Source organism: Plebeiibacterium sediminum, assembly GCF_026013605.1.
GTDB classification, from domain to species: Bacteria; Bacteroidota; Bacteroidia; order Bacteroidales; family Marinilabiliaceae; genus Saccharicrinis; species Saccharicrinis sediminus.
In genome coordinates this window covers 1-1,272 of the sequence record NZ_JAPDPJ010000206.1, presented here as the reverse complement: position 1 = coordinate 1,272, position 1,272 = coordinate 1, and the positions used below count along the sequence as shown (strand labels likewise).

Genomic DNA, 1,272 nt, shown 5'->3' with positions numbered 1-1,272 from the left:
TCCAATAAAAGAACTGCTTACAGAATATCAAATCAATCAAGATGTCAAAGAACAATTAAATTTGTTTAGTGATAATTTTTAACGCATCAGCAGTAATCAATAATAATGGATTTAGAAGGATTAAATTCTTTAGAATCGTCTATTCTAGTTTATTTCAGATGCATATAATTTGCATCATTTTAGCTTCAAAAGCCAATGATTTTCTGTACCTTTACTTTATGTCAAAGGACACTAAAAGCCTTTATTTTATGCTAAATAAAAGGTGAATAATTCGGGAACGACTAGGAGTTGTATTAGAAAAAAGAATTGAAAAATAATAAGTTACAGGATAGGGGTCGAATCTCTCCACCCCGAGAATCTTAAATTTCATCTTAATTATATCAGTATTAAGATTTTAGAATACAGCTATATTTCCCTGTTTAATCAATTTAAAAGAATTTGTTTAATATGAAGAAACAGTTGTGTTCAAAATGTATTGAACCACTTTTTCTATTTCGACCTAAAACTAGATAGAATTATTGGGAAAAATACAGTAATAATTATCAATTCATGTTCACCAAAACTGTTATTCAATACAATAAAATCTGCTCAGGTTCATTACTACCATACTTTTGCTAAAAAGGTAAGACTTATTGTAATAATCATTTCCCAACATGTTCAGAATCATAGGTTCTAAAATGGATAACTCAATCTTTTTTGGAAGATAGCCATCTCTCAATTTTAACCAGTAGCGAGAGGTAACTGAAAATTTGCTTTAAGTGTCTATTCTCAATATTTTACGAATTCAATTTAGTCCTCTGTAAGTCCACCAAAGATGGCTAAAATGCCCGATTAAATGCGTTTTAATGAACTCATTTCACACCAGGAACCGAACAAAAATCAATTTATTGTCATGTTTTTTGATCAAAGAACTTGACATATAAAATACGAAGCTAACCAATAAAATGTCCATTTGTAACTAATAAACTGGACTAATAATCCTATACTATAAATCAATTATACCTCATAGGGTATAAATTAGACATATTTATGCAATTTATATCATATCGGGTATAATATTAAAATAATCACTATATTTATACCCTAAAAGGTATAAACTATGCTTGGACTAATACAATTTGTGAAACAACGTAGAAAGCAGCTTGGATTAACACAACAAGATTTAGCTGAAAGAGCCGGAGTAGGACTTCGCTTTATAAGAGACTTAGAGCAAGGAAAACCAAGCTTGCGTATGGATAAGGTTAATGAGGTGTTGGCATTGTTCGGACATAA

At 29.8% G+C, this 1,272-nt stretch carries 1 protein-coding gene; it reads left to right on the top strand.

Annotated features, from left to right (window positions below; all coding sequences use genetic code 11):
* Positions 1-1,099: 1,099 nt before the first annotated feature.
* The coding region (locus tag OM075_RS25070) for a helix-turn-helix transcriptional regulator (protein ID WP_301192952.1) at positions 1,100-1,272 on the top strand (173 nt) is incomplete at its 3' end.